We start from the raw sequence: 26,052 nt of genomic DNA, 5'->3' as shown, positions 1-26,052 counted from the left end.
GTATCCAGCCGTGCCGCGTCAGCTCTTGGTACGGAACTTGTGGATCGCGACCGGGGCCATCACCGCGGTGATCGCCACCGACCAGCCCAGCGTCACCCACAGGTCGTGCGCGACCGGGCCGCCGATCATCAGTCCGCGCGCCGCGTCCGCGAGCGTGGACAGGGGGTTGTAGTCGGTGAAGGCCTGAAGCCAGCCCGGCATCGACTTCGTCGGGGCGAAGATCGACGAGCCGAACTGCAACGGGAACAGCACCAGGAAGCCCATCGCCTGCACCGACTGCGCGTTCTTCAGGATCACCCCCAGGGTGAGGAACACCCACATGATCGACGAGGCGAACACCGTGGCCAGGCCCACGGCCGCGAACAGCCCGCCCCAGTGGTGGATGTCGAAACCGACCAGCACGGCGACGACCATCAGCACGGCCGTCGCGAAAAGCATCCGCGCCAGCTCCACCGTGATCTTCGCGAAGAGCACCGAGCCGCGTCCGATCGGCAGGGAGCGGAAGCGGTCCATGACCCCGGAGTTGAAGTCCTGGCTGAAGCCGGTGCCGACGCCCTGGGACAGCGTCATGCTCATCATCGCGATCATGCCGGGGATCACGTACTGCACGTACCCGTCCTGCCCGCCGCCCAGTGCCTGCCCGATCGAGCCGCCGAAGACGTACACGAACAGCAGGGTGAAGATGACCGGCATCAGGACCGCGTCCATCATCGACTCGGGGTCCTGCTTGATCCACAGCAGGTTGCGGCGGATCAGGGCGCCGGTGTGGCGAAGGTGGCCGCGCAGCGGAATGCGTACGTCGTCGGTGCCGGCGGTGGCGGTTGCGGCGCTCATGCGGCGACCTCCTGGCGGGTGTCGGTGGGCGTGGTGTCCTGGGGGGCACTGGCGCGGTGGCCGGTGAGGGACAGGAACACCTCGTCCAGGCTGGGCAGTTCGGTGGTGATGGAGGTGATCGTGATGCCGCGCGCGGTGACCGCGCCGACCACGGCGGTCAGCTGCTCGTCGCTGAGGATCGGCACCAGCAGGGTGCCGCCGGCGCTGTCCACGGTGGTGGCGGCGAGCCCGGTGATGCCGAGCTCGTCGAGCATGCGGGCGAGCGGGCGCAGCTCCAGCGGATCGGCCGGCCGCACCCGCAGGGTGCGTCCGCCGACCTTGGCCTTCAGCTCCTCGATGCCGCCCTTGGCGATGACCTGGCCGCGGTCCACCACGGTCAGCTCCGAGGCCAGATGCTCGGCCTCCTCCATGTACTGGGTGGTCAGCAGGACGGTGACCCCGCCCCCGACCATGGCCTTGACCTCGTCCCACACCTCGTTGCGGGTACGGGGGTCGAGTCCCGTCGTCGGCTCGTCGAGGAACAGCACCTGGGGCCGGCCGATCATGGAAGCGGCGAGGTCGAGCCTGCGTCGCATACCGCCGGAGTAGGTGCTCGCCGGCCGCTTGGCGGCGTCCATGAGGGAGAACCGCTCCAGCAGTTCGTCGGCGCGGGCGCGGGCGACCTTGCGCGGCAGATCGAGCAGCCGTCCGATCATGTAGAGGTTCTCCCAGCCGGGGAGCTTCTCGTCCACCGAGGCGTACTGCCCGGTGAGCCCGATCACCCGGCGCAGCTGCCGGGGCTGCCGTACGACGTCGTAGCCGGCGACGGTCGCCGCTCCGGCGTCGGGGGCCAGCAGGGTGGACAGGATCCTTACGAGGGTGGTCTTCCCGGCTCCGTTCGGCCCGAGCACACCCATCACGGTGCCCTCGCGCACGTCCAGGTCCACCCCGTCCAGCGCCTTGGTCTCGCCGTAGTGCTTGACCAGCCCCCGCACGGTGACGGCGTGGCCCGCGCCGCTGGGGTCGTTGTCGATTCGCGTCATGCCCACGACCGTGCCACCCCCCACCGACAAACCACCGACAAGCCGCCGACAACCACCGACACCTCCCCGACACCACGCTGGGGGCTCCGCCCAGGGGGCGCGGCCTCCTGGCGACGGTGGGCAAACGCGGCGGCAGCCCGCCGACGGGGGAAGATCGGCGGGCTGCCAGTGGTGCGGGCGATGGTCCTAGTGGACGGAGTGCTCCTCCAGCGGGAACGTTCCGCCGACGACGTCCTCCGCGAACGCCTTCGCCGCGCCGCTCATGACCTCACGCAGATCGGCGTACTTCTTGACGAACTTCGGCACCCGCCCGGACGTCAGCCCGAGCATGTCGGTCCACACCAGGACCTGCGCGTCCGTCTCCGGCCCGGCCCCGATACCGACGGTGGGAATGTGCAGCACCCGCGTCACCTCGGCCGCCAGCTCCGCCGGCACCAGCTCCAGCACCACCGCGAAAGCGCCCGCGTCCTGCACGGCCTTCGCGTCCCGCAGCAGCTGCGCCGCCGCCTCCTCGCCACGCCCCTGCACGCGGTAGCCCATGGCGTTGACGGACTGCGGGGTCAGGCCGATGTGGGCCATGACCGGGATGCCGGACTCCACCAGCAGCCGGATCTGCTCGTGCGAGCGCTCGCCGCCCTCCAGCTTCACGGCGCCGACACCCGCCTCCTTGACCAGCCGGGTCGCCGAGCGCAGCGCCTGCACCGGACCCTCCTGGTAGGAGCCGAAGGGCAGGTCGCCGACGATCAGGGCACGGTTCGTCCCCCGTACGACGGCCGCCGACAGCATGGTCATCTCGTCGAGGGTGACGGGCACGGTCGACTCGTACCCGAGGTGGCAGTTGCCGGCGGAGTCGCCGACCAGCATGACCGGGATGCCCGCCTCGTCGAACACGGACGCGGTCATCGCGTCGTAGGCGGTGAGCATGGGCCACTTCTCGCCGCGTTCCTTGGCGAGGGCGATGTCGCGGACGGTGATACGGCGTGTGCCCTTGCCCCCGTACAGCGCCTTGCTGCCGTCGGAGGGCTTCGTCTGGGCAGCCGAAAGCTGCGTCATTGCAACGGCTCCTAACGTCATCTCGAGGCGCCCTTACGGCGTCCCCGGACCGCCTCCATGGTGGCACCTCGTGCCAGTCAGGGCCAGGGGGACCCCGCGTGATCCCTCGCGCACGGCTTGCGCCCCGCTTGTGGGGAGCGCCGCATTTGTATGGTGTCGGTAAAGGAATTCAGATACGAGACGGTGCCGTATTGGAATTGCCCTAGGCTCAGCCGCATGACTACTCCTGCCGTGCCTGCGCGCCGGATACCGGAAGAGGTCCACCGGCGCCGCTGGGCGATTCTCGGCGTGCTGATGCTGAGCCTGCTCATCGTGGTGCTGGACAACTCGATCCTGAACGTCGCCATCAAGACGATCTCCACCCCGGCGCCGACCGGTCTGGGCGCCACCCAGAGCGAGATCGAGTGGGCGATCAACTCCTACACCCTCGTCTTCGCGGGCCTCCTCTTCACCTCCGGTCTCATCGGCGACCGGCTCGGCCGCAAGAAGGTGCTGCTCGGCGGGCTCGTGGTGTTCGGCATCGGCTCGGCCCTGGCCGCCGAGTCCGGCTCACCGGACCAGCTCATCGCCTACCGCGCCCTGATGGCCCTCGGTGCCGCGTTCGTCATGCCCGCCACCCTCGCCGTCCTGATGAACGTCTTCGAACGCGAGGAGCAGCCCAAGGCCATCGGCATCTGGGCGGGCGGCGTCGGCCTCGCCATCGCCATCGGCCCGATCACCGGCGGCGTGCTGCTCGACCACTTCTGGTGGGGCTCGGTCTTCCTCATCAACGTGCCGATCGTGATCCTCGCGCTGGCGCTGATGGTGTGGCTGGTGCCCGACTCCCGTGACCCGAACCCCGGCCGCCTCGACCCCGTCGGCGTCGTGCTGTCCGTCGTCGGCCTGGTCCTGCTCGTCTACGGCATCATCAAGGGCGGCGAGCTGGCCGACTTCACGGACGCCAAGGTGCTGGCCACCATCGCGGCCGGCCTGGCCGTGCTCACCGGCTTCGTGATCTTCGAGAAGCGCAGCGACCACCCGTCCCTGGACGTCTCCTACTTCAAGAACAAGGTCTTCTCGGCCGCGATGAGCGCCATCGCGCTGGTCTTCTTCGCGCTGATGGGCGTGACCTTCTTCTCGGTCTTCTACACCCAGAGCGTGCGCGGCTACTCGCCGCTCCAGTCCGGTCTGCTGATGCTGCCGCTGGCCGCCGCCCAGATGATCTTCGCGCCGCGCGCCCGGCTGGTGGTCGACCGGTTCGGCAACAAGGCCACCACCACGGCGGGCCTGGTGGTGATCGCGGGTACGCTGGCCGCCTTCGCCACCTTCGAGGTCGACACGCCGATCTGGCTGCTGGAGGTCGTCTTCTTCCTCATGGGCACCGGCATGGCGCACATCATGACGCCGACCTCCGTCGTCATCATGCAGGCCCTGCCGCGGGAGAAGGCCGGTTCGGCCTCCGCCCTCAGCAACACCTTCCGCCAGGTCGGCGGCGCCCTCGGCATCGCCGTGCTCGGCTCGGTCCTGTCCACCGCCTACCGCACCGGCATCGAGGACAAGCTGAGCCTGCTGCCGGCCGGCCTCAGGGGAACGGCGGCCGAGTCCATCGAGGCCACCCTCGGTGTCGCCGAGAAGCTCGGCCCCCAGGGCAAGGCGCTCGTCGACCCGGCCAACGACGCCTTCCTGCACGCCATGCACATCACCGCGCTGTGCGGCACCGGCGTCGCGCTCATCGGCGCGGTCGTGGTGGCCCTCTTCCTGCCCGGCAGGCCGCCGGCGCGTCAGGAGGGCAAGGAGGAGCCGCAGTTGGTGGCGGCCGGAGAATAGCCCGGACACGGGGGAGACTCGATCAGCGGGGGAGGAGGCAGCTGCGTCACAATCGGCGCAGCAGGCGAAAGGACGGAACGACGTGAGCCTTGCCGACAGCCGGCCCCGGCCGTGCACCACCCCCACCCGGGGCCGCCCCCGCAGTGAGGCGGTGGAACAGGCCATCATCGAGGGGGTGATGCAGCTCCTGGAGGAGGGCGTGTCGCTGGCCGAACTCTCCATCGAGCGCATCGCCCGCACCGCCGGGGTGGGCAAGGCGACCATCTACCGCCGCTGGAGCGGCAAGGAAGAGCTGTTCGTCGACGTCATGCGCGCCGCCGAACCCGAGGACCCCGAGCTCCCCGGCACCTCGATGCGGGACGACCTGGTGGTGCTGCTGGAGGCGCTGCGTCGGCGCGGCCTGGTCAGCCGGTCCTCGGCGATCCTGCACAACGTGCACGCCCAGATGAAGAGCAGCCCCAAGATCTGGGCCGCGTACCACGCCAGTGTGATAACTCCCCGGCGCAACCTCGGACTCGAGGTCCTGCGCCGGGGGCAGCGCAACGGCGAGCTCCGCGCGGACGTCGACCTCGAACTGGTCAACGACATGTTCGTCGGCCCGATGCTCACCCGCTCCGTCCTGCGCCCCGACGCCGACCTCCCCGAGGGACTCGCGGAACAGATCGTCGACGCGGTCCTCGAAGGCCTACGGCCCGTCAGCTCGCCGGACCTCTGAAGCCGCGCCGGAATGTGCGCGTTTCGTCACAGTCCGGGTCCGTCACCCCCGTAACCGGAACTCCCCGCGCCGACTTGTTCGTCCTCGTGCCCGTACGGCCGTCATGGACGGCGGGACCGGAGCCGATCATCCCCTAGGGTCGGAAGAACACATGGGGACGACGGTGTGCACGGCAGGCAGTGAGGCAGACGGTATGGCGCAGCAGGCGTACGTGACGGAGACGGACAACGGCGGCTCGGGGCCCGAGCGTCGGGGATCTCGGCTTCGGCGCCTGGCGACCGGGTTCCTCGAAGGCTGGCGAGGTGACCCGCACGTCTGGCGCCGGGGCATCGTCCTCGCGGTGCTCGCGCTGCTGCTCGCCCTGGTGATGCTGCTGCACTCGCGCATCCCCAACCGGATCGGCAACCTCGGCAGCCTCACGGAGACCTTCCTGCCCTGGCTGGGGCTGGCCATCCCGGTACTGCTGGTCCTGGGGCTGGTGCGGAAGTCGGCGACGGCGCTGATCGCCGTGCTGCTGCCGACGATCGTATGGCTGAACCTCTTCGGGGGGCTGCTCACCGACAAGTCGGGCGGCGGCGGCGATCTGGTGGTGGCCACGCACAACGTCAACGCCGACAACCCGGACCCGTCCGGCACCGCTCGGGACGTGGCCTCCTCCGGCGCGGACGTGCTGGCGCTGGAGGAACTGAAGGCGTCCGCCGTGCCGGTGTACGAGAAGGCGCTGGCGTCGACGTACAAGTACCACTCGGTGCAGGGCACGGTCGGGCTGTGGAGCAAGTACCCGCTGAGCGACGCGCGGGCCGTGGACATCAAGCTGGGCTGGACCAGGGCCATGCGCGCCACGGTGGCGACCCCGGAGGGCCCGGTCGCGGTGTACGTCGCCCATATGCCGTCGGTACGGGTGAAGATGGAGGCCGGGTTCACCGCCCGGCAGCGCGACACGAGCGCCGACGCGCTGGGCGAGGCGATCGCCGACGAGACGGACAAGCAGATCGTGCTGCTCGGCGACCTGAACGGCACGATGAACGACCGCGCGCTCAACGCCGTCACCTCCCAGATGCGTTCGACGCAGGGCGCGGCGGGCAGCGGCTTCGGCTTCAGCTGGCCAGCGTCGTTCCCGATGGCCCGGATCGACCAGATCATGGTCAAGGGCATCGAGCCGGAGAGCTCCTGGACCCTCCCGCGAACGGGCAGCGACCATCTGCCGGTGGCGGCGCGTGTGAAGGTCACCACATCGGCAACCGGTTCTTAACCTGCTGGAATACTGGGCCTGAGCGCGTTTGTTCCGTACTTGAACATAGTGATACGACTGAGAGTACGACTGCGAAGTCGAGTCGCTGTACGGAACTGCACGGAACGCTCTGAAAGGTCCCCTCATGCCCCTGGCCCTGCTCGCCCTTGCCGTGGGCGCCTTCGGCATCGGTACGACCGAGTTCGTGATGATGGGCCTGCTGCCCGAGGTCGCGGACGACCTGAACATCTCGATCCCCACCGCCGGGCACCTGGTCTCGGCCTACGCGCTGGGCGTCGTCATCGGCGCCCCGCTGCTCGCCGCCGTCACCGCGCGGATGTCCCGCCGCACGGTGCTGATCGGCCTGATGGCCCTGTTCGTCGCGGGCAACGCGCTCTCCGCGTTCGCCCCCGGCAACGAGTCGCTGCTGGCCGCCCGCTTCCTCAGCGGTCTGCCGCACGGCGCCTTCTTCGGCGTGGGCGCGGTGGTCGCGACGACCATGGTGCCGCCGGAGCGCAAGGCCCGCTCCGTGTCCCTGATGTTCCTGGGGCTGACGGTGGCGAACATCGCCGGTGTCCCCGTCGCCACCCTCATGGGCCAGCACCTGGGCTGGCGGGCGACGTTCCTGGGCGTCAGCGTGATCGGCCTGGCGGCGATAGCCTCGCTCGCCGCGCTGATCCCCCACGACCACACCCACGCGACCGCGACGGGCGTGCGCGGCGAACTGGCCGCACTGCGCTCCCTGCCGGTCTGGCTGGCCCTCGGCACGACGGTGGCCGGCTTCGGCGCCCTGTTCTCCGCGTACAGCTACGTCACGCCGATGCTGACGGACGCCGCCGGGTTCGCCGAGTCCAACGTGACGCTCCTCCTCGCCCTGTTCGGCGTCGGCGCCACCGCCGGCAACCTGCTCGGCGGCCGTCTGGCCGACCACTCCCTGCGCGGCACCCTGTTCGGCGGCCTCACCTCCCTGGCCGCGGTGCTGCTGCTGTTCCCGGTCCTCATGCGGGCGCAGTGGAGCGCGGCCCTCGCGATCGCCCTCCTCGGCATGGCCGCGTTCATCACCGGCTCCCCGCTCCAGCTCATGGTCATGGAGAAGGCCTCCGCCGCTCCCTCTCTGGCCTCCTCCGCCAACCAGGCCGCCTTCAACCTGGCGAACGCCGGCGGCGCCTGGATCGGCGGCCTGGCCCTGGCGGCCGGTTTCGGCGCAACGTCCCCGGCGCTGGCCGGCGCGGCGCTGGCCGTACTCGGCCTGGGCGTGGCGAGCGTGGCGTACGCGGTGGACCGCCGCCGGGTCCCTGCCGGGGGGCGGAAGCGGCTGGTGGCCTCCCACGTCCCCCAGGAAGCGGAGGCGCTGCACCGCTGAGGGCGGCGACCGTCGGGCGGCGGGGGCGGGGGTGCCGCCCTTACCCTCTCCCATCCCCAGGGGCTCCGCCCCTTCGACCCTGGCAGGGGCTGCGCCCCCTGCACTCCCGGGGATCCCTGCGGCTCAGTCCCGCCCCGTCGGGCCGGCCCGCGACCGGGTGCCGCTTCGACGGAGGATGGGGGAAGAGGGCGGGTCTGCGTGGTGAAGTGTGGGCCTCTGGCAACTCCGACAGCAGGGAGCGTTTCTTCCGATGACCGCACAGCCCGCACGCCCTGAGCGCCGCGGTCCCGAGACCGCCTCGATCATGGATGTCCCGCCGTTCAAGCCTTCTCTCGTCAAAGCGGTGTTCAGGGACGTGACCCCGATGCACGTCTCTCGGTCGGCCGCATGGGCCGCCGCGGCGGTGACGCGGACAGTGCTGACGGAGATCATCGAAGGCGCGAGGAGAGCGGCGGCGGAGGAGGCCCGGAAGAAGCTGATTCCCGGGGACCTGCTCTCGGCGATCGACCGGAACGTCGAGCTCGAGGTGGGGCACAAGTGGTACGACCACAGCCCGACGTTTCGAGGTCTGACCGGTGTCCTGTACGACGCCGAGGGTGTCATTGTGCCTTCTCGTAAGCGCGGCAGGTCGCGCAGACCGAGTGCTGTGGTCGGCGCCCACAGGTTCGAGGCCGGGGTCAAGAAGCTGCTGCGGAGCCAGGGGGCGACGGCCGTCCCAGCGATGGTCCGCGACCTGGACGGAATCGCGAGCGTGTTCCTGACGGACCTCGCCCGGGACGCGGCCATGGTCGTCCGCGAGGGCGGGGTCAAACGTTTCGGTACGGTCACCCTGGTGATGTCGGACGAACCGGCCCCGCCCCCGTTCCCCGAGGATTCCCTCCGGGCCCCGTCCGCCCGCAGGGGGGACGGGCGGACCATCGGCAGGGATGACATCCTGGCCGCCACCACGATGCAGTTGTTCGGCGGCAACCTCAGGCAGCGAGCCCTCACCTCCGCCGTTGTCTCCGCGTCGGCGTCCAGCTCTTGAAGGCCTTGAACGCGTCGGTGACCGGTAGCCTTCGTCTTCGTGATGCGCGCTTGGATCCTGCCGATGCTGTTCGTGCTCTGCGGCTCAGTTGTCGCGATCGCGCTGGTTCTGAAGGGGGATCCTGGCGCTGCCGTCGTGTTCCTTCTGGTGTTCGTGCTGATCGCAGGCCTGAACTCGCCTCTCGTCTTCCCGAGGTCGATCGGAGCCGGGGAGGCGCGACGTCGCAGTGCGGCCGACGGTCGGCCGGTCGTCTTCTGGCGGCCGGGCTGTACGTACTGTCTGCGTCTGCGCGTTCGGCTGGGACGGCGGGGCCGTGAGGTGCACTGGGTCAACATCTGGCGTGATCCGGCCGGAGCCGCGGCGGTGAGGGCGGTCAACGACGGCAACGAGACCGTGCCGACCGTCCTCGTGGACGGCCGGCCTCACGTCAATCCCGACCCCGCGTGGGTGCGCGAGCAGCTCTCTCGCTCCGCGTGACCGATTGCTGCCCCGGTCGGGCCGGCTCGCACCAGACCGTCTTGCGGGCCCCGCCGTCATCCTCAGCGCCGCCGCCTGGGCCCACCGTCACCCTCACGCCTCCGGAAAGTCGAACCGGGCGAGGTCCTGGAGCCAAGCGCGGGCCGAGCTGTCGGACGGTGCCCGCCAGTCGCCGCGCGGTGAGAGCGAACCGCCCGCCGAGACCTTCGGCCCGTTCGGCATGGCCGAGCGTTTGAACTGGGCGAAGGCGAAGAAGCGGCGGCAGAAGACCTCCAGCCAGTGGTGGATCTCCCCGAGGTCGTACGTCGCTCGCTTGGCCTCCGGGAAGCCCGGCGGCCAGGCGCCGGCCTCCGGGTCGTGCCAGGCGTGCCAGGCCAGGAAGGCGATCTTGGAGGGGCGGAAGCCGTAGCGCAGCACGTGGAAGAGGGTGAAGTCGTGCAGCGCGTACGGGCCGATCTTCGACTCGGTGGACTGCATCTCCTCGCCCGGTACGAGCTCCGGGCTGATCTCGGTGTCGAGGATCGCCGCGAGGGTCTTGCCGGTCTCCTCGTCGAACTGGTCGCTGCTGATGACCCAGCGGATCAGGTGCTGGATCAGGGTCTTCGGCACCCCGCCGTTGACGTTGTAGTGGCTCATCTGGTCGCCCACGCCGTACGTGGACCAGCCGAGCGCCAGCTCCGACAGGTCACCGGTGCCGAGCACGATGCCGCCGCGCTGGTTGGCCAGCCGGAAGAGATAGTCCGTGCGCAGGCCCGCCTGCACGTTCTCGAAGGTGACGTCGTACACCGGCTCGCCGGACGCGAACGGGTGGCCCATCTCCGTCAGCATCAGCCGCGCGGTGGGCGTGATGTCCAGCTCGGCCGCGGTGACGCCGAGGGAGTTCATCAGCTTGTGGGCGTTGTCCTTGGTGTGGTCGCTGGTGGCGAAGCCGGGCAGTGTCCAGGCCAGGATGTCGCTGCGCGGGCGGCCCGCGCGGTCCATCGCGCGGGCGGCGACGATCAGCGCGTGCGTGGAGTCGAGGCCGCCGGACACCCCGATGACGACCTTGGGGCCGCCGATCGCCGCGAGCCGCTGCTGGAGGCCCTCCACCTGGATGTTGTACGCCTCGTAGCAGTCCAGGGCGAGCCGGTCGGCGTCGGCCGGCACGAACGGGAAGCGCTCCAGGCGGCGGCGCAGCCCCAGGTCGGTGAGCGGCGGATCGAGCTCGAAGGCGATCGTCCGGAAGTCGGCGGTCCGCGCGCGGTGCGTACGGCGGTTGTCGTCGAACGTGCCCATCCGCTGCCGCTCCTGCCGCAGCAGGTCGAGGTCCACGTCGGCCACCGCGTACTCGTCGCCGAGCGGGAACCGCTCGGTCTCGGCCAGCAGCGCGCCGTTCTCGTAGACCATGGCCTGGCCGTCCCAGGACAGGTCGGTGGTCGACTCGCCGAGGCCGGCCGCCGCGTAGACGTACGCGGCGAGGCAGCGGGCGGACGCCGAGCGGCACAGCAGCTTGCGGTCCTCGGCCCGTCCGACCGTGATCGGGCTGCCCGAGAGGTTGACCAGGACGGTCGCGCCGGCGAGGGCCGCCTCCGCGCTGGGCGGCACCGGCACCCACATGTCCTCGCAGATCTCCGCGTGCAGCACGAGACCCGGGACGTCGTCGGCGGCGAACAGCAGGTCCACGCCGAACGGCACGGTCTCAGCGCCGACGCGGATCGACCCGCCGCGCTCGTCGGCGCCGTCGGCGATCTGCCGGCGCTCGTAGAACTCCCGGTAGTTCGGGGGATACGACTTGGGCACGACACCGAGGACCCGGCCGCGGTGCACGATCACCGCGCAGTTGTAGATCCGGTTGCGGTGGCGCAGCGGGGCACCGACGACCAGGACCGGCAGCAGATCCGCCGATCCGGCCACCACCTCCTTCAGCGCCTCCTCGACCCGGTCGAGGAGCGCGTCCTGGAGCAGCAGGTCCTCGATCGAGTAGCCGCACAGCACCATCTCCGGGAAGACGGCGAGGGCGACCCCCTCCTCGGCGCACCGGCGCGCGTGGCGCAGGACCGCTTCGGCGTTGGCGTGCGGGTCGGCGATGACGGTGTGACCCGTGCACGCGGCGACGCGTGCGAAGCCGTGCTGATAGATCGACCAGAAGTTCAACGGAGGCACCCGCCCAGTGTAATCGTCAGAGCGACACGATGGGGTGGCGGGGCGCCCCGCCCACGCCGAAGGGGCGCGGGATGATCACATCCCGCGCCCCTCAGGTGCCGTTACCGGCGGTGCCTCAGTGCTTCATGTACCTCAGTGCTTCTTGTACGAGTCCACGTAGCCGTTCGCGGGCGTGCCCACGCCGGTCACGTCGTCGTAGCCCTTCACCGCGGACAGCGAGCTGTCCTTGCCGAGGCTGCGGACCGAGGTCAGCAGGCCGCCGGTGGCGTCGTAGCCGTTGGCGAAGTCCACGCGGGCCACGGCCAGGCCCTTGCCGGTCGGGTTGTCGGTGACGTCGTGGTACACCTTCGACCCGTACTTGGCGTAGATCGCCGGGTTGGCGAAGCCGAGCGCCTTGCCGCCGCCCGCCTCCTGGGCCAGGGCCTGGACGGCCGCGATCACCGGCGCGGCCAGCGAGGTGCCGCCGATGCGGTACTCGCTGTACTGCTCCGACCCGTCCGGGAAGGTCTGGGTCTGGCCGACCTTGAAGCCGGTGTTCGGGTCGGCGATCGCCGAGATGTCCGGGACGACACGGTTGCCGGCGGCGCCGTTGGCCTTGGCGAGCGAGTCCGGGACGACGCTCTTCTGGTAGAAGGGCTCGGCCACGGTCTTGCTGGTGCCGCCGCCCGCACCCGAGGTGAAGGCGCCGGGGAAGCCGGTCCAGCTCTTGCCGTCGGCCGACAGCGAGGCCTTCTCGGTGCCCCAGCCGGTCTCCCACTGGTACTTGTCGCCCTTGCCGACCGCCAGCGAGGTACCGCCGACCGCCGTCACCCAGGCCGAGTTGGCCGGGGTGTCGACCTGCTTCGTACCGGTGTTGGCGACCTCGTCGCCGTTGTCACCGGAGGAGAAGTAGAAGCCGATGCCCTCGACCGCGCCGAACTGGAAGACCTGGTCGTAGGCGGCGGCCAGGTCCGGCGTCTGGTTGGCCTCGATGTCGCCCCAGGAGTTGGAGACGATGTCGGCCAGGTGGTTGTCGACGACCTTGCTGAGCGAGTCGAGCAGGTCGTCGTCCATGCAGGACGCGGCGCCCACGTACGTGACGTTGGCGTCCGGCGCGACCGCGTGCACGGCCTCGACGTCGAGGGTCTCCTCGCCGTACCAGCCCGAGGCGTCGCACTCGTCGGCGCCGGTGTGCTGGTAGTTCTTGGGCAGCGACTGCTTCAGCTGGCCGGTCTTCCACGCGGCGTCGCCGTGCTTCTTCGCGTAGGTCTGCGCGTCGAAGGCGATGGTCGGCGAGGCGAACGCGTCCGTGATGGCGACGCGGACACCCTTGCCCGTGTAGCTGCCGGCACCGTAGGCGGCGCGCAGCTGCTTGCCGGTGTAGCCCTCGACGGCGTACGGGATCTTCGAGCCGTACGCGTCGGGCAGCGTGCTCGCGGTGTTCGAGCCGAAGTACGAGGAGAACGGCCCGGAGTTCTTGAACACCGTGCCCGGCCCGGGCAGTTGGTCGTCGTGGGACGCCTTGTGCGGCGCGTTGTCCAGGCCGGTGACGGTCAGGACGGCGCCGTTCAGGCTCTCCGGCGCGGAGGCCGTCTTCGACGGCGCGCGGTACGTCTTGGAGCCCTTGACGTAGTTGTGCAGCTGGGTGCCGAACGCCTTCTCGGCGGCGGCCACGTCACCGGAGACGGTGACGTAGTGCTGCGTGACCCCGGTGACCTTCAGCCCGGCCGACTTCAGCCAGGACTTGACGGCGGCCACCTGGGCCTTGGTGGCGCCGTAGCGGGCCTGGGCCTGCTTGGCGCTGAGGTACTTGCGGTACTGCGGCGAGCTCGGGTCGGACACCGCCTTGGCGTAGGCCGCGAGGCCGGACGCGTCGCGGCCGGCGAAGTAGACCCGGGCGTTGACCTGGGCGCTGTCGGAGGTGGCGCCCTTGTCCGCCTTGGCCGTGGCCCAGGCGGGCTTGGTGCCCGCGAGCGTGTCCCGGCCCGGGTTGTCCGCGGCGTGCGCCGCGGGTATGCCGAGCGCCAGCGCACCGGCGACCATGGGCAGTGTCGCTGCCAGGCTCACGGTGCGCAGGTTGGCGCGGTTGGATCTCATGTAACCCCCTGCGATGCTCCTCGCGATGTGAGGCGCATGTAGGCATGTGTGGTTGGTCATCGGCGATCCGCGCCGGGCCCGCGGCGGTTCGGCCCGATGGATCACACGATGGGGGCCACTCTTTCGATGAACCGTTCATGCCAGGGGAACGCGAAAGTCAAGAGAAACCCAAGTAACCGTAAGGTAGGGCGATTTGCGGCTTTCGTCCGTGCGGGAGCGTTAAGAACGCGCTTGCGCCCCACGCTCCTTGAGCATGTCCGCCATCAGCTGGATCTCCGACTGCTGCGCGTCCACCATGCCCTGCGCGAGCTTCTTCTCCACGCCGACGGTGCACTTCGTCACGCACCCCTCGGCCATGTGGATACCGCCCTTGTGATGGTCCGTCATCAGCTGGAGGTACAAGACCTCGGCCTGCTTGCCGCTGAGGCTCTGGAGCTTCTTCAGATCGGTGTTGGTGGCCATGCCCGGCATCAGCGCGCCGTCCTTGCCGGCGGGCATGTCGCCCATGCCCATCCAGGTCATCGGCGACTTGGCCGACACCTTGGGCAGCTCCCACAGGTCGAGCCAGCCCAGCAGCATGCCGCGCTGGTTGGCCTGTGTCTGCGCGATGTCGTAGGCGAGCCGCCGGACTTCCTCGTTCTTCGTGCGGTCGCGCACGATGTACGACATCTCGACGGCCTGCTGGTGATGGACCGCCATGTCCCGCGCGAACCCGGCGTCCGCCGACTCCGCGCCCGGGGTGCTCGTGGTGGAACCCCCGTCCTCGGCCACCGCGTACGTGATCGCCCCGGCCGCGACGAGCACCGCCGCCGCGGCGCCCGCGACCCAGCCGACGAGCCGCATCACTTCATCGTCCCGCCGGTGCACGAGGCGCCCGGCTCGGGCGTCTGCTTGCCCTGGACGTAGTTGGCGAAGAACTTGTTCACCGCCGGGTCGTCGGCGCTCTTCACGCTCAGCTGGTGGCCCCAGGCCGACAGCATCAGCGGCGCCGCCTGGTTCTCGTACGGGCTCATCAGCGTGTACGGGGTCTTCTTCACCTCCGCGGCGAGGGCGTCGACGTCCGCCTTCTTCGCCTTCGCGGTGTACGTCACCCAGACCGCGCCGTGCTCCAGCGCGTGCACGGCGTTCTCGTCCTTCACCGGCGAGGTGTAGACGTTGCCGTTGCAGTTCAGCCAGACCGGGTTGTGGTTGCCGCCCACGGGCGGGTGCATCGGGTACTTCACGGACGTGGTGACGTGGGTCCGGGACAGCTTGCCCGACCAGGTCCGCACGCCGTCCTTGCCGGTCGTGAAGTGGCCCGAGTCCCCGGAGCTCTTGGAGCCGCTCGCCGCGTCCTTGCCGTTGTCCGACTGCGAGCGCACCAGCACGACACCGCCGACGACGAGACCGGCGACCACCACCACGCTCGCGGCGATCGTGAGCACCCGGTTGCGCCGCTCGCGTGCCTGCTCGGCGCGCCGCATCTCTTCTATTCGCGCCTTGCGCGCGGCGTTGCTGGTGTTCTTCGCGGAACCCATGGCGGTGTCCTTCTGGGGAAAGGAATGGGGACGGGTGGGCTCGCTGATCGTAGTCGGGGCAGGCTCGCCCGCCGTAGGGAGGTCGGCGGAACCGGTAGGGAAACGATAATTTGAACCCTGGATGCGCATTATTTAGGCTGGCTGGTATGCGGCTGCTGCGCTCCACCGACCTCGCCCTGCGGATGCTCATGCGACTCGCCGTCGCCCAGGAGGCCACCCCCACGACCCGGGAGGTCGCGGGGGACATGGACGTGCCCTACACCCACGCGGCGAAGGTCGTCGCCGAGCTCCAGCACATGGGCCTGGTCGACGCCCGGCGCGGCCGGGGCGGCGGGCTCGCGCTGACCGAGAAGGGGCGCAGAGCCTCCGTCGGCGCCGTGGTGCGGGCCTTCGAGGGCCAGGGCGACGTGGTCGACTGCGAGGGCACGAGTGGCACCGCGCCCTGCCCCCTGAGCTCCGGGTGCCGCCTGCGCGGCGCACTGCGGCGGGCCCAGGAGGCGTTCTTCGCCACCCTGGACCCGCTCACCGTGTCGGACATGGTCACCAGCCCCACCGGGCCGCTCCTGCTGGAGATCACCCGGGCGCCGTAGACCCGAGGGGTCCTTCTCAGCCCTGCGCCGCCAGCCACAGGTCCGGGCCGAAGACCTCGTAGTGGATGTCGGCGGGGGCCACACCCTTGTCGATCAGCTGGGTGCGGATCGCGCGCATGAAGGGGAGCGGGCCGCACAGGTACGCGCGCGTGCCCTCCGGTACGGCGATGTCGCCCAGGTCCACCAGCCCGGACCGCCCGTTCGCCGGGGCCTGCTCCTCGTACCAGAAGTGCGCCGCCGCGTCCGGGAGCTTCGCCACGAACGCCTCGTGGTCGGCGCGCAGGGCGTGGTCGGCGGGGGAGCGGTCGCCGTGCACGACGGCGACCGGGGCGCGGTGGCCGGTCTCCGCCAGCCGCGCCAGCATCGCGACCATCGGGGTCACGCCGATGCCGGCGGAGGCGAGCAGCAGGGGCGTGTCCGTGGCGTCGTCCAGGACGAGATCGCCGTACGCCTCGGACAGCTCGAGGACGTCGCCCTCGCGCACGCGCGCGTGGAGGTGGTTGGAGACCTCGCCGTCGGGGGTGGCGCCGTCGCGCACCGCCTTCACGCTGATCTGCCGCACCGTCGAGCCCGGCGCGCCGGAGAGGCTGTACTGCCGGATCTGCCGGGCCCCGTCGGACAGCTCCGTGCGGACGGAGACGTACTGTCCCGCGCGGAAGTCCCGCACCGGTCCGCCGTCCACCGGGCGCAGCCGGAAGGTGACGACGTCGGCGGTCTCGGCGACCCGCTCGACGACCTCCCACTCCCGCCACCCGCGGCTGCCGCTCTCCTCGTACAGCCGCTTCTCGATGGCGATGAGGGCGTTCGCCATCAGCCAGTACACCTCGTCCCAGGCGGCGGCGACCTCCGGCGTGACGGCCTCGCCGAGGACCTCGACGATGGCGGCGAAGAGGTGCTCGTGGACGACCGCGTACTGCTCGGGCGCGATGCCGAGGGAGGCGTGCTTGTGGGCGATGCGGCCCAGCATCGCGTCCGGCCGCTGGTCCGGGTGGTCCACGAGGTACGTGGCGAAGGCGGCGATGGAACCGGCGAGGGCCTGGCGCTGGGTGCCGGCCGCCTGGTTGCCGCGGTTGAACAGGTCGCGCAGCAGTTCGGGGTGGGCGGCGAAGAGCCCGGCGTAGAAGCGCTCGGTGATCTCGCCGATGGCGGCGCCGACGACGGGGAGCGTGGCGCGGACGGTGACTGCGGACTGCTCGGAGAGCATGGCGGACTCCTCGTGGGTCGACGGGCCCGGCACGGGCCCGGCACTGATCAAAACGCTAATAAAACTTGCATCTGAGATGCAAATTTAAGGGACGTGGTGTCGCTCACGGTGGAAGCGGACGGCCCATTACGGATGTCGGTGCGAGCAGGCAAGATGGGCGAAGAGCAGTACATCCGCCGTACGCGAGGCGTTCAGGCCGTGGACGGTCGGACGATCAAGGTCGGCAACACGCGTGAAATGGTGTTGTGGTGGGATGCTCAGGTGCCCGACCGCCTCCCGTGGGACGGGGGACAGGCGGCCTGACCAGCAAGGATGGGGAAGCGGAAGATGGACAAGCAGCAGGAGTTCGTGCTCCGGACCTTGGAGGAGCGCGACATCCGGTTCGTACGCCTGTGGTTCACGGACGTGCTGGGCTTCCTCAAGTCCGTGGCCGTGGCCCCCGCCGAACTGGAGCAGGCCTTCGACGAGGGCATCGGCTTCGACGGCTCCGCCATCGAGGGCTTCGCCCGGGTCTACGAGTCCGACATGATCGCCAAGCCGGACCCCTCCACCTTCCAGGTCCTGCCCTGGCGCGCCGAGGCCCCCGGCACCGCCCGCATGTTCTGCGACATCCTCATGCCGGACGGCTCCCCCTCCTTCGCGGACCCGCGCTACGTCCTCAAGCGCGCCCTCGCCCGCACCTCCGACCTGGGCTTCACCTTCTACACCCACCCCGAGATCGAGTTCTTCCTGCTGAAGGACCGCCCGCTCGACGGCTCCCGCCCGACGCCCGCCGACAACTCGGGCTACTTCGACCACACCCCGCAGAACATCGGCATGGACTTCCGCCGCCAGGCGATCACCATGCTGGAGTCGATGGGCATCTCGGTGGAGTTCTCCCACCACGAGGGCGCCCCGGGCCAGCAGGAGATCGACCTCCGCTACGCCGACGCGCTCTCCACGGCGGACAACATCATGACGTTCCGCCTGGTCATGAAGCAGGTGGCACTGGAGCAGGGCGTCCAGGCCACCTTCATGCCGAAGCCGTTCTCGGAGCACCCGGGCTCCGGCATGCACACGCACCTCTCGCTCTTCGAGGGCGACCGCAACGCGTTCTACGAGTCCGGCGCGGAGTACCAGCTCTCCAAGGTCGGCCGCTCCTTCATCGCGGGCCTGCTCAAGCACGCGGCGGAGATCTCCGCGGTCACCAACCAGTGGGTCAACTCCTACAAGCGCATCTGGGGCGGCTCCGAGCGCACCGCGGGCGCCGGCGGTGAGGCCCCCTCCTACATCTGCTGGGGCCACAACAACCGCTCGGCCCTGGTCCGCGTCCCCATGTACAAGCCCGGCAAGACCGGCTCCGCGCGCGTGGAGGTCCGCTCCCTGGACTCCGGCGCCAACCCCTACCTCGCCTACGCCCTTCTCCTGGCCTCCGGCCTCAAGGGCATCGAGGAGGGTTACGAGCTCCCGCCCGGCGCCGAGGACGACGTCTGGGCCCTCTCCAACGCCGAGCGCCGCGCCATGGGCATCGAGCCCCTCCCGCAGAACCTCGGCGAGGCCCTCACCCTCATGGAGAACAGCGACCTGGTCGCCGAGACCCTCGGCGAACACGTCTTCGACTTCTTCCTCCGTAACAAGAAGTCGGAGTGGGAGGAGTACCGCAGCGAGGTCACGGCGTTCGAGCTGCGGAAGAACCTGCCGGTGCTGTAAGGGCAGGCCACAGCGGTTTTCCGGCTGGAGCGACGCGCGGGGCCGACGGTCGATGACCGTCGGCCCCGCGGTGTCTCACTGTTCTGGGGGACAGCCGACGCGATCAGTAACTCGATTTTGTTGCGGTGCACTGGTCGGGCGTGGCCAGTACGACGATTCCGCCGTTCGTGAGGTGTGGGGAGTCCACCGTGGATCGTGGACGACGCCTTGTGGGCGCTGGTCGAACCTCTTCTGGCGCCCCGTGGAATTGAGTACGACCGCGGATGAATCCGTCGCCGTCTCCTCATATGGTCCGCTTATGACCGTCCTACGGATCATCCTGCTCAGCCTGTGTCTGATAGCGGTGACAGCCCAGGTCGCCCTCAACATTCTCCTGGTCCGGATGGCACGTCACCGGAAGTCCGGCACCGAGATCATTGCGATGGCCTCCACGCCGATCATGCTCGTGGTGTCCTTCGTCGCCGCGCCGGGTGGTGTCTGGCTGGCCTTCGAGCTCGCCGCCGATGCCGGGTCGGCGCCGATCCGGTTCGGTTACGGTGCCGTCGGGTCGGTATTGGCTGCATACCTGGCAGTCACTCTCCTGGCCGCCGCGCTGCGTGCGGCGAGACAGCGCCGGGACCGGCGCGGCTGCGAGCGGGTGATGAGCCGGGAGGAGACCCTCGTTCTCATCAAATCCCAGGTGATCGCCGCTGTGCACCGGTCTCCTGACAGCTCGGTCACAGTCGTCTACGTCGACAACCGTTGGGCCGATGGAGCCTATGACTACCGCCGAGCCGGATATGCCGATCCGGCCGGCTGGCCCGACTATGAGGCGGCGGTCTCCCAGACATCCGGCGCGAAGTCATACCCCGGGGTTCTGCTCTACCGTCCGGACAACGCCAACCGGAACTGAAACACGCCTCAGCGCCGCCGTGTCGCGGTCCCACAAGATAGCTACTGCCCTGAGACTCGGCCTGGTGAAGCCACTTTCGCAGAGCGGCTCGACGCCTGAACCCGCTCGAGCAACCTCGCTCTGGGCCCGCTCGACGGCATCACACGCCTCCCGGTGTACGGCGTCGGCGCACGGGGGCTGGTGACGCGGGCGCTTGCTGCTCTGGACAGCTAGCGCAACAGCTCAATTCGTACGTCCACGCGGATCCGAGGCCGAGATGATCCGCGAGGGAATCCACCGCATCGCCCTGGCGCACCGGGTCTGGGATGAGCTGTTCGTCTCCGACGAGGAGACATGCCATTTCGGTGGGCCCGTCGCCGGGGAGGACGTCCGGGCCGCGGTGACCAAGGGCTACGAGGCGCGGGAACGTCGGAACGGGGGCACGCGGCTTGATCGTCATCGCCGACACCGCCGCACCCCCGGCGCTGACCGAGGTGCACCAGGTGGCCACCGTCCGAGCCGGGCGGGCCGCGGCCCGACGGAGCCTTCGCGACTTCCGTGCCGTCCGGCCGTTGGCGGGCACCCACTTCCGGATCCTCCCGGACGATCTCTGACCCGGCGCTCTCACTCGGCGAAGCGGCCGTCCGCGGCGGAGTACGAGCGGGCGCGCTCGTACTCGGCGCGGTCACGGATCTCCCAGGCCGCCTGGCCGATGGCAAGGACGCCGCGGGCCGGCAGGGCCGCGTTTCCGATACGGGGGCAGTCGGGCAGGTGGGTCGGACGCCCGAGGTCGACACCGTCGAGCACGGGCCGTGAGGTTTCGACGAAGTACATCCGCTGGGGCATGACCGTTCCGGTATGGCCGCTCGGCATGACACCGGAGAAGCGCATGTCGCCCATCCCCAGCGCGCGGGCCAGTCGCTGCCGTGCCCGGAGCCAGGCGGGACTGCGCCAGGTGGAGAGCGGCAGCGCCGCGCTGACGCTGTTCAGGAGGTCCAGGAGCCGGGTCGAGGTGGCGGTGAGGGTCCAGTCCAGAGAGGGAGCATCCATGGTCACCCGCAGGGAGGCCGGGCCGGTCCAGGTCACCTGTATGTGTGCGTATCGCGTGCGGTCGGCCGCGGCGCCGTAGTACCTGGGGCATGCGGTGTCCAGCCGTGCCCCGTCGACGTAGATCGACCAGCTGCCGCCCGGGTCGCGATGCCATACCGTGCTGTACGGGCTGAAGTCGTTCTCCGGGAAGACGCGCAGCGCGAGCACGTGACCGGAGTCGAAGGGCAGCGCGAACACGCCCCAGCCGTTGACGTACTCGTGGCCCGGCCAGGGGGCGCGGCCCCGTACCACCGGGAGGTCCGCCAACCTGGCCGACAAGTCGAGCATCTTGATCACCCCGCGAGGTCGGCTGTGCCGCGGTGGCCCCTACACCAGCGTAGGACCGTCTTCCGTGAGGGGCAGGAAGTCGGCCCAGGCGGCCGGCGTCACGGTGAGTCGGGGGCCCTGGGGATGCTTGGAGTCGCGAACGTGAACCGTGCCAGGGGTCACGGCGACTTCCACGCAGTCACTGGGATTGCTGCTGTCGCTGTAGCTGCTCTTGAACCAGGTCAGATCACGGTTCATGTCTCCCCCAGCACTTGTTCGATGAAGGCCAGTGATTCTCGTGCCGTCAGCGCCTCGGCTCGGATGATGCCATAGCGCAGCTCGAGGATCCGTAGCTGCCGGGGGTCGGAGACCGGACGGCTGCCGAACTCGTCGTCGGCTCGGCCGACCGCTGTGCCGTCTCCGAACTTGAGCACCTGGATCCGCCCTCCCGTACCGGGGTGGTCCCCGCGAGACGTCGGCATCACCTGGACTTCGACGTGCCGCAACTGCGCCACGCCCAGGAGGTGTTCGAGCTGCCTGCGCAGCACCATCCTGCCGCCGACGGGCCGCCTCAGGGTCACTTCTTCCTGTACGAAGCTCAGTTCCGGGGTCGGAGTCCGCTCGAAAATGGCCTTGCGGGCCATCCGGGCAGCGACGGCCCGCTCCAGCTCATCCTCTGACAGTGCCGGCCGGCGCGTGCCCAGCAGGGCGCGTGCGTACTCCTCGGTCTGCATGAGCCCGTGCAGGTTGTGGCTGCCGTAGGAGAGGAGCTCCACCGCTTGGGACTCCAGCTGCGCCAGCTCCCGCACCCTCTTCGGATACCGGACCTTCGCCACGTCCTCCTTCATCGCGGCGAGCAGTCCACCCGCCCCCAGTACCTCGTCCGCCTTCTCCAGGTACTCGGGCCGGGGGATCCGCTTCCCACCCTCGATCTTGTAGACGAGGTCCTCCCCGTACCCGACCGCCGCCCCGAACTCGGCCGCCCGCATCCCCACGGCCTCCCGCCGCAGCTTCAACTGCCGCCCTACCGTGGCTACTACGGCCAAACCCCATTCGTCGTCCGGGTCCACCTCCCAGCCCGGCTCGTCCGCCTCACTCCTGAGCCGTACCGCCTCGCCGTCCACCGACATCCGCACCCCTCCGCCGTACGCGTCGTATCGCGACGTAGCTCACGCTAGGTAGCGGGGAGGCCCCCGGTGACGTGAACGGACCTCTTGCACGCCATCGGGTGACACCGGCCCCGGCCTCACCCCACGTAGGCCGGGGACACCGCCGCCGTGTCGATGCGGCGCGGCTCGCCCGTGCCGTCCGCGGGCATCTCGTACAGGTCGGCGCCGTAGTCGCCGGGCAGGGCGTACACGATCGTGTGGTCGTCGCGCCACACCGCCTGGTCGTCCACGCTGCGGGTCTCGGCGAGCGGGGTCTCGCGCATGGTGCGGAGGTTCAGGACGTACAGGCGCCAAGGGGCGTCCTTGGAGAGGCCGGGGACGCGCTTCTTGTAGGCGATGCGAGTGCCGTCGGGGGAGAGGGAGGGGCATTCCACGTTGGTGTGGAGGGTGGTGACCGTGCGGGCCTTCAGGTCGCCCCGGACCAGGTACGTCTTGCCCTTCGTCGCCAGCGTCGCGTAGAACGTGCGGTCGTCGGCGGCGAACGTGACGCCCCAGAAGTTCACGTCGGAGGCCCGGTAGGCGTGGCCGTCCTTGAGGATGCGGAAGGACTCCAGGGTCGGGGTCAGCTTCCCCGTGCGGGTGTCCACGATCGCCGCGCGGGTCGAGAAGTTCGTGCCGGCGTAGGAGTCGCCTCCGACGAACGCCGTCCAGGCGGCGAAGTGGCCGGACGGCGAGACCCTGGCCCGGGACGGGATGCCTGGTACGTCGTAATGGGCCGTCACCTTCAGGTGCGCGTCCAGGAGCACCGCCCGGTACGTGTCCGAGACCGGGCCGTGCACCGCCTGGAGGCATACGCCGGTGCCGGAAGCGGCGTAGAAGCGCAGGCACTTGACGCCCGAGGCGGTGCGGGGGCCGGACGGGTCGGACGCGGGGACCGTGGTCAGCTCGTCGCGGTGCGGGCCCCAGGCCATGTTGCGGAACACCATGCGGCCGGCCTGCGTGAGGGTCACCGTCCCGGACGTGACCTTCGGGCCGCCCGCCTGCGTGTGGTCGCGGCGGTCCGCGCGCGCCGACGCGTGGAGGATGGAGGCCGCGGCGATCCCCGCCAGCACGGTGAGGGCGAGGAGCAGTACCAGGACGCGGTTCCGTACCGTCATGCCGTCGTCGTGCCTTTCGGGCGGGGAGTGTTCGGGCGAGGAGCGTTCGGGCGGAGGGTGAAGGAGAACGCCGCGCAGACCGCGAGGGCCGCCGTCGCCGTCGCCAGCGCCGTACGGTCGCCCCACAGCGTCCAGGCCGCGCCGAACCCCAGCGAGCAGGCGAAACGGGTCAGTGCCTGGCCCGTCTGGACCAGGGCCAGGCCCGAGGAGCGCAGGGCCTCCGGGACGCTGTCCGAGGCCGCCGCCATGAGGACGCCGTCGGTGGCCGCGTAGAACGCGCCGTGCAGCGTGAGGACCGCGTACGGCAGCACCGTGCCGTGCCACGACGTGAGCAGCAGCGCGTACGCGAGGAGCAGCGCGCCGTGGCCCGCCAGGAAGATCCGCCAGCGGCCCACCCGGTCCGCGAGCCGGCCCAGCGGCACCGCCAGCAGCAGGAACGCCGCCGCCGTGCCCAGCGGGAGCAGCGCGAACCAGCGGTCGGTGACGCCGAGCCTGCGCTGGAGCAGCAGGTAGACGAAGGAGTCGCTGACCGTGGCCAGGCCCAGCAGCAGGGCGCACACCGTGATGCGGCGCAGGTCGCGGTGGCGGAGGAGGGCGAGGGCGGCGCGCAGGGTGGGGCGCTCGGCCGGGGCCGCTCGGTTCCTGCTTCCCGGTACGAACAGCACCAGCACCAGGACGCCCAGCACCGCCACGCAGGAGCTCACCGTGAACACCGCGTCGTAGCCGTCCACCGTCGCCCGCAGGATCAGGAAGGCGACCAGCGGGCCGAGCAGCGCGCCCGCCGTGTCCATCGCGCGGTGCACACCGAAGGCCCGGCCGCGCGTCTCCGGCGTGGACGAGAGGGAGATCAGCGCGTCGCGGGGGGCCGTGCGCAGGCCCTTGCCGGTGCGGTCGGCGGCGAGCACCAGGCCGATGGGGGTGAGGGTGTGGGCGAGCAGAAGCAGCGGCTTGCACAGCGCCGAGATGCCGTAGCCGAGCCCCGCCACCCACTTGTGGCTGCCCCCGCCCCGGTCGGCGAGGTGGCCCCCGGCCAGCCGGACGAGCGCCGAGAAGCCGTTGTAGATGCCGTCCAGGAGACCGAAGCCCAGCGGGGAGAGGCCGAGGCCCGTCACCAGGTACAGCGGCAGCACCGCGGTGACCATCTCGGACGACACGTCGGTGACCAGGCTGACCGTGCCCAGCGCGAGCACCGTGGGGGCGACCGCGGCACGGCGCCGCCCGGCTTCTGGCCGGGCGGCGCCGTTCGCGGACGCCGGCGCGCCGGATGGGGGTCCCCCCGCGCGAGCGCTGTCGCGCGTGGGGGAGCTCGCGCGGCTGTCCGCTACGTACACCTCAGGACGCCCAGATTCCGGTGATGTCCTTGGCCGAGGCGGCGTTGCCCGCGTGCGAGGTCAGGCCCTGGGTGTCCTCCAGGGTGCGCAGCAGGTCGTAGTGGTTGTACGTGGTGGCGGACGACGACCCGGCCGTCACCGGCTGGCCGTACAGGACGGTCGGGATGCGGTTGCCGCTGAGCCGGTTGTCCTCGTCGAAGGTGACGACCAGGAGGCTGTTGTGGGTCTTGGCCCAGGTGGCGTAGGCGCCCAGGTTGTTCTTCAGCCAGGTGTCGCCGGTGGAGACCGAGCAGTCGTGCATGTCGCTGCACAGGTTCGGGACCACGAAGGACAGCTGGGGGAGGGTGGAGTAGTCGGTCGGGAACTGCGCGAAGGTCTTGGCCGACGAGGTGGGTACGTTGCTGAAGCCGAACCAGGGGTTGTGCTTGCGCGCGTAGTTGCCGCTGCTGCACGTGGTCGAGCCCTGGCTGGGCAGGGTCTCGTTGTAGCTGGCCCAGGTGCGGCCCGCGGCGAGCTGCTCGGAGGCCAGGTTGGCGGCCGAGGAGAAGCCGGGGGTGTAGCAGCTGTCGTCGGTGATGCCCTGGGTGGAGCCGGAGAAGAGGGCGAAGTAGTTCGGCTGGCTCGGGTGGGTGATGGCGTAGGACTGGGTGAGGTTTGCGCCGCCCGTCTTGAGCGAGTTGATGTACGGGGCGCTGGAGGAGCCGATGACCTGGTTGTAGGCGTGGTTCTCCATGACCACGACGATCACGTGGTCGGGGGTCGGTACGGCGCTCGCGGCGTGCGCGGAGCCGCCGCCGAGACCGGTCCACAGCCCGATCGCGGCCGCGGTGAAGGCGGTTGCCGACGCCACGGCGGTGCGGGCACGGCGGTACGCGGACTTGGCAGAACTGCCGGACACATCAACCTCCGGAGGGGGGAGCGGGGCTGGCGGTGCGGACAGAGCATGCGCACGCCAACATTACCCCGCGTCACGGCACTCAGCACGGCGAGTGAAGATCGAGTGAACTACTGCCGTGACCCCGCCCCACACGCTCCCGGGCGCCCAACGCGTCCATGGCGGGGCCCGCGTCCTTCTGCTGACGGGGCACCCGACGCGCACGCGGCCGCCCCAAACGTCTCTCGCCCCCGCCGCCCCTACCCATTCCCGTCCCCAGGGGCTCCGCCCCTTCGACCCCGCCGGGGGCTGCCGCCTCCGAACCCCCGCGGGGCTCCGCCCCTGCACCCCGCCGGGGGCTGCGCCCCCTGATCCCCGCGGGGCTGCGGGGCTGCGGGGCTGCGGGGCTGCGGGGGTGCCGGGGTGCGGAGGTGCGGGGCTGCGCCCCCGAAACCCTGGGGCCTCCGCCCCCGAACCCCAGGCGGGGCCGTGCCCCTGCACCCCGTCAGGGAATGTGCTCCCTGTAACCCGGTGAGGTTGCGTCCGGGCTGGTAGGGCCGAGGGATGTGGGTTGCGGTTAGGCTCTGGCCAGTACGAGCGTGAGCCGA

Annotated in this window: 25 protein-coding genes; 11 read left to right on the top strand and 14 right to left on the bottom strand. The window is 70.4% G+C overall.

Annotation, left to right across the window (positions count from 1 at the left end):
* Positions 1 to 18: 18 nt before the first annotated feature.
* The 3 genes from ABZ915_RS31740 to panB form a co-directional block, all read right to left on the bottom strand.
* Entirely contained in the window at positions 19 to 834 is an 816-nt protein-coding gene (locus tag ABZ915_RS31740; RefSeq protein WP_361810364.1) for an ABC transporter permease, read from the bottom strand.
* Positions 831 to 1,856, bottom strand: coding sequence for an ATP-binding cassette domain-containing protein (locus ABZ915_RS31735; protein ID WP_361810362.1), 1,026 nt, complete (start codon positions 1,854 to 1,856; stop codon positions 831 to 833). The genes ABZ915_RS31740 and ABZ915_RS31735 overlap by 4 nt, the downstream gene beginning before the upstream one ends.
* Before the next feature lie 186 nt (positions 1,857 to 2,042).
* Complete coding sequence (panB, locus tag ABZ915_RS31730) at positions 2,043 to 2,909, bottom strand: 3-methyl-2-oxobutanoate hydroxymethyltransferase (protein ID WP_361810360.1); 867 nt, start codon at positions 2,907 to 2,909, stop codon at positions 2,043 to 2,045.
* Positions 2,910 to 3,125: 216 nt separating this feature from the next.
* Here panB and ABZ915_RS31725 point away from each other — a divergent pair, with 216 nt between their 5' ends.
* The 6 genes from ABZ915_RS31725 to ABZ915_RS31700 all read left to right on the top strand — a co-directional run bounded on the left by ABZ915_RS31725 (position 3,126) and on the right by ABZ915_RS31700 (position 9,528).
* Entirely contained in the window at positions 3,126 to 4,715 is a 1,590-nt protein-coding gene (locus tag ABZ915_RS31725) for an MFS transporter (protein ID WP_361810358.1), read from the top strand.
* Positions 4,716 to 4,797: 82 nt separating this feature from the next.
* Positions 4,798 to 5,430, top strand: a complete 633-nt coding sequence (locus ABZ915_RS31720; protein WP_361810356.1) for a TetR/AcrR family transcriptional regulator — start codon at positions 4,798 to 4,800, stop codon at positions 5,428 to 5,430.
* Between the two features lie 193 nt (positions 5,431 to 5,623).
* The gene (locus ABZ915_RS31715; RefSeq protein WP_361810354.1) at positions 5,624 to 6,682 is read left to right on the top strand and encodes an endonuclease/exonuclease/phosphatase family protein; all 1,059 of its coding nucleotides are present in this window, start codon (positions 5,624 to 5,626) and stop codon (positions 6,680 to 6,682) included.
* 124 nt (positions 6,683 to 6,806) lie between these two features.
* Positions 6,807 to 8,024, top strand: coding sequence for an MFS transporter (locus ABZ915_RS31710; RefSeq protein WP_361810352.1), 1,218 nt, complete (start codon positions 6,807 to 6,809; stop codon positions 8,022 to 8,024).
* A 250-nt stretch (positions 8,025 to 8,274) separates the two neighbouring features.
* Positions 8,275 to 9,051 carry a hypothetical protein gene (locus tag ABZ915_RS31705; RefSeq protein WP_361810351.1) on the top strand — a complete coding sequence of 259 codons (777 nt, stop codon included), beginning with the start codon at positions 8,275 to 8,277 and terminating at the stop codon, positions 9,049 to 9,051.
* 39 nt (positions 9,052 to 9,090) lie between these two features.
* Positions 9,091 to 9,528: a glutaredoxin domain-containing protein gene (locus tag ABZ915_RS31700; RefSeq protein ID WP_361810349.1), complete on the top strand. Its 438-nt coding sequence runs from the start codon at positions 9,091 to 9,093 to the stop codon at positions 9,526 to 9,528.
* Positions 9,529 to 9,621: 93 nt separating this feature from the next.
* Here the strand turns inward: ABZ915_RS31700 and ABZ915_RS31695 are convergent, their stop codons facing one another.
* From ABZ915_RS31695 to ABZ915_RS31680, 4 genes are all read right to left on the bottom strand, one after another.
* The gene (locus ABZ915_RS31695; protein ID WP_361810347.1) at positions 9,622 to 11,670 is read right to left on the bottom strand and encodes an NAD(+) synthase; all 2,049 of its coding nucleotides are present in this window, start codon (positions 11,668 to 11,670) and stop codon (positions 9,622 to 9,624) included.
* Positions 11,671 to 11,802: 132 nt separating this feature from the next.
* The gene (locus ABZ915_RS31690; protein WP_361810345.1) at positions 11,803 to 13,746 is read right to left on the bottom strand and encodes a S53 family peptidase; all 1,944 of its coding nucleotides are present in this window, start codon (positions 13,744 to 13,746) and stop codon (positions 11,803 to 11,805) included.
* 219 nt (positions 13,747 to 13,965) lie between these two features.
* A complete protein-coding gene (locus tag ABZ915_RS31685) occupies positions 13,966 to 14,589 on the bottom strand; it encodes a DUF305 domain-containing protein (protein ID WP_361810343.1) in 624 nt (207 codons plus the stop codon).
* Entirely contained in the window at positions 14,589 to 15,263 is a 675-nt protein-coding gene (locus ABZ915_RS31680) for a DUF3105 domain-containing protein (RefSeq protein ID WP_361810341.1), read from the bottom strand. Before ABZ915_RS31680 ends, ABZ915_RS31685 begins: the two co-directional genes overlap by 1 nt.
* Positions 15,264 to 15,409: 146 nt before the next feature.
* On the opposite strand from ABZ915_RS31680, the gene ABZ915_RS31675 reads away from it, so the two are divergent.
* Positions 15,410 to 15,853: an Rrf2 family transcriptional regulator gene (locus ABZ915_RS31675; protein WP_361810339.1), complete on the top strand. Its 444-nt coding sequence runs from the start codon at positions 15,410 to 15,412 to the stop codon at positions 15,851 to 15,853.
* 16 nt (positions 15,854 to 15,869) lie between these two features.
* Here ABZ915_RS31675 and ABZ915_RS31670 read toward each other — a convergent pair whose 3' ends face one another.
* Entirely contained in the window at positions 15,870 to 17,057 is a 1,188-nt protein-coding gene (locus ABZ915_RS31670) for a globin domain-containing protein (RefSeq protein ID WP_361810337.1), read from the bottom strand.
* Positions 17,058 to 17,150: 93 nt separating this feature from the next.
* Here ABZ915_RS31670 and ABZ915_RS31665 point away from each other — a divergent pair, with 93 nt between their 5' ends.
* The 4 genes from ABZ915_RS31665 (at position 17,151) to ABZ915_RS31650 (ending at position 20,231) form a co-directional block, all read left to right on the top strand.
* The gene (locus ABZ915_RS31665) at positions 17,151 to 17,360 is read left to right on the top strand and encodes a hypothetical protein (RefSeq protein ID WP_361810335.1); all 210 of its coding nucleotides are present in this window, start codon (positions 17,151 to 17,153) and stop codon (positions 17,358 to 17,360) included.
* A gap of 24 nt (positions 17,361 to 17,384) precedes the next feature.
* Entirely contained in the window at positions 17,385 to 18,746 is a 1,362-nt protein-coding gene (gene glnA, locus ABZ915_RS31660; RefSeq protein WP_361810333.1) for a type I glutamate--ammonia ligase, read from the top strand.
* Between the two features lie 298 nt (positions 18,747 to 19,044).
* Positions 19,045 to 19,638 carry a hypothetical protein gene (locus ABZ915_RS31655; RefSeq protein ID WP_361810331.1) on the top strand — a complete coding sequence of 198 codons (594 nt, stop codon included), beginning with the start codon at positions 19,045 to 19,047 and terminating at the stop codon, positions 19,636 to 19,638.
* A 428-nt stretch (positions 19,639 to 20,066) separates the two neighbouring features.
* The gene (locus ABZ915_RS31650) at positions 20,067 to 20,231 is read left to right on the top strand and encodes a hypothetical protein (protein ID WP_361810329.1); all 165 of its coding nucleotides are present in this window, start codon (positions 20,067 to 20,069) and stop codon (positions 20,229 to 20,231) included.
* 10 nt (positions 20,232 to 20,241) lie between these two features.
* On the opposite strand, the gene ABZ915_RS31645 is transcribed toward ABZ915_RS31650, so the two are convergent.
* The 6 genes from ABZ915_RS31645 to ABZ915_RS31620 form a co-directional block, all read right to left on the bottom strand.
* Positions 20,242 to 20,994 (bottom strand): hypothetical protein, encoded by a 753-nt coding sequence (locus tag ABZ915_RS31645; protein ID WP_361810327.1) that lies wholly within the window; start codon positions 20,992 to 20,994, stop codon positions 20,242 to 20,244.
* A gap of 39 nt (positions 20,995 to 21,033) precedes the next feature.
* Positions 21,034 to 21,231: a DUF397 domain-containing protein gene (locus tag ABZ915_RS31640; RefSeq protein ID WP_361810325.1), complete on the bottom strand. Its 198-nt coding sequence runs from the start codon at positions 21,229 to 21,231 to the stop codon at positions 21,034 to 21,036.
* Positions 21,228 to 22,103 (bottom strand): helix-turn-helix transcriptional regulator, encoded by an 876-nt coding sequence (locus tag ABZ915_RS31635; RefSeq protein ID WP_361810323.1) that lies wholly within the window; start codon positions 22,101 to 22,103, stop codon positions 21,228 to 21,230. Before ABZ915_RS31635 ends, ABZ915_RS31640 begins: the two co-directional genes overlap by 4 nt.
* Before the next feature lie 116 nt (positions 22,104 to 22,219).
* Positions 22,220 to 23,239, bottom strand: a complete 1,020-nt coding sequence (locus ABZ915_RS31630; RefSeq protein WP_361810321.1) for a TolB-like translocation protein — start codon at positions 23,237 to 23,239, stop codon at positions 22,220 to 22,222.
* Positions 23,236 to 24,570, bottom strand: coding sequence for an MFS transporter (locus ABZ915_RS31625; RefSeq protein WP_361810319.1), 1,335 nt, complete (start codon positions 24,568 to 24,570; stop codon positions 23,236 to 23,238). The genes ABZ915_RS31630 and ABZ915_RS31625 overlap by 4 nt, the downstream gene beginning before the upstream one ends.
* Position 24,571: 1 nt before the next feature.
* Entirely contained in the window at positions 24,572 to 25,468 is an 897-nt protein-coding gene (locus ABZ915_RS31620) for an alkaline phosphatase family protein (protein WP_361810317.1), read from the bottom strand.
* Between the last annotated feature and the right edge of the window lie 584 nt (positions 25,469 to 26,052).

This window comes from Streptomyces sp. NPDC046915 (assembly GCF_040644935.1).
Classification (GTDB): domain Bacteria; phylum Actinomycetota; class Actinomycetes; order Streptomycetales; family Streptomycetaceae; genus Streptomyces.
The sequence above is the reverse complement of the archived record's forward strand: the minus strand, read 5'-3'. Positions and strand labels throughout refer to the sequence as shown.

Coding starts and splice junctions, on each gene's coding strand:
- ABZ915_RS31740 (WP_361810364.1), bottom strand. CDS start 834: ATGAGCGCCGCAACCGCCACCGCCGGCACCGACGACGTACGCATTCCG.
- ABZ915_RS31735 (WP_361810362.1), bottom strand. CDS start 1,856: ATGACGCGAATCGACAACGACCCCAGCGGCGCGGGCCACGCCGTCACC.
- panB (WP_361810360.1), bottom strand. CDS start 2,909: ATGACGCAGCTTTCGGCTGCCCAGACGAAGCCCTCCGACGGCAGCAAG.
- ABZ915_RS31725 (WP_361810358.1), top strand. CDS start 3,126: ATGACTACTCCTGCCGTGCCTGCGCGCCGGATACCGGAAGAGGTCCAC.
- ABZ915_RS31715 (WP_361810354.1), top strand. CDS start 5,624: ATGGCGCAGCAGGCGTACGTGACGGAGACGGACAACGGCGGCTCGGGG.
- ABZ915_RS31710 (WP_361810352.1), top strand. CDS start 6,807: ATGCCCCTGGCCCTGCTCGCCCTTGCCGTGGGCGCCTTCGGCATCGGT.
- ABZ915_RS31705 (WP_361810351.1), top strand. CDS start 8,275: ATGACCGCACAGCCCGCACGCCCTGAGCGCCGCGGTCCCGAGACCGCC.
- ABZ915_RS31690 (WP_361810345.1), bottom strand. CDS start 13,746: ATGAGATCCAACCGCGCCAACCTGCGCACCGTGAGCCTGGCAGCGACA.
- ABZ915_RS31685 (WP_361810343.1), bottom strand. CDS start 14,589: ATGCGGCTCGTCGGCTGGGTCGCGGGCGCCGCGGCGGCGGTGCTCGTC.
- ABZ915_RS31680 (WP_361810341.1), bottom strand. CDS start 15,263: ATGGGTTCCGCGAAGAACACCAGCAACGCCGCGCGCAAGGCGCGAATA.
- ABZ915_RS31675 (WP_361810339.1), top strand. CDS start 15,410: ATGCGGCTGCTGCGCTCCACCGACCTCGCCCTGCGGATGCTCATGCGA.
- ABZ915_RS31670 (WP_361810337.1), bottom strand. CDS start 17,057: ATGCTCTCCGAGCAGTCCGCAGTCACCGTCCGCGCCACGCTCCCCGTC.
- glnA (WP_361810333.1), top strand. CDS start 17,385: ATGGACAAGCAGCAGGAGTTCGTGCTCCGGACCTTGGAGGAGCGCGAC.
- ABZ915_RS31655 (WP_361810331.1), top strand. CDS start 19,045: ATGACCGTCCTACGGATCATCCTGCTCAGCCTGTGTCTGATAGCGGTG.
- ABZ915_RS31645 (WP_361810327.1), bottom strand. CDS start 20,994: ATGCTCGACTTGTCGGCCAGGTTGGCGGACCTCCCGGTGGTACGGGGC.
- ABZ915_RS31640 (WP_361810325.1), bottom strand. CDS start 21,231: ATGAACCGTGATCTGACCTGGTTCAAGAGCAGCTACAGCGACAGCAGC.
- ABZ915_RS31635 (WP_361810323.1), bottom strand. CDS start 22,103: ATGTCGGTGGACGGCGAGGCGGTACGGCTCAGGAGTGAGGCGGACGAG.
- ABZ915_RS31630 (WP_361810321.1), bottom strand. CDS start 23,239: ATGACGGTACGGAACCGCGTCCTGGTACTGCTCCTCGCCCTCACCGTG.